Origin of the sequence: uncultured Shewanella sp. (assembly GCF_947495455.1) — a bacterium.
Taxonomy (GTDB): Bacteria; Pseudomonadota; Gammaproteobacteria; order Enterobacterales; family Shewanellaceae; genus Shewanella.
This window is the reverse complement of record NZ_CANLZC010000244.1, coordinates 1-612: the sequence shown is the minus strand read 5'-3', so window position 1 is coordinate 612 and position 612 is coordinate 1. Positions and strand designations below refer to the sequence as shown.

Annotated in this window: 1 protein-coding gene; it reads left to right on the top strand. The window is 46.6% G+C overall.

Annotated features, from left to right (window positions below; genetic code table 11):
* Nucleotides 1-612 (top strand): hypothetical protein (locus tag Q0791_RS24960; protein ID WP_299011961.1); only part of this gene is annotated, 612 nt, incomplete at both ends.

Here is a 612-nt window from a genome sequence, read left to right as displayed (position 1 = left end):
ATCAGCGCAAAAATTACTGGTAATATGTCAGTCAACTATGGCCAATATCGCTTATCCGATGATGTGGCCGATGTTCCATTGGATTTAATTACTTATCACTTCCCTGATGCCCTGCTGCAAGACAGCGGTGAGCAAGCGGGTGAGCATGTGCTTGATGGTGAGCTTACTGTCGTCGGCAATACCAGCATTTACTCTGGACAAATCGTGCGTGTTAAAGCTGGCAGTCATTTAACCGTGAAAGCGGGTAAAACACTCACCGTTAATACAAATGCACAACTCATCATTGAAGATGGTGCCCAAGTCAGCTTTGAAGCGGGGGCTAAAATCGCTGTTTCAGGTACATGGGATGTAGGCAGCAATGCCGTCATCAATCTGGCTGACTCGGCTAATGTCAATCTTGCCGCTAGCGGTAACTGGAACCTTGCAGCAGGCGCACAAGTGCTTGCCGCGACCAATGTTCAGTTAAATGTTTATGGTACCCTTCACGCTGAAGGTAGCGAGGATAACCTTGTTTATTTCGGGTCATCACTTGAAACGCCAGAAAAAGATAGCTGGCACGGCATTAAAGCCTATGCCAATTCAACAGTAACATTACGTCATACTCAAATCAGC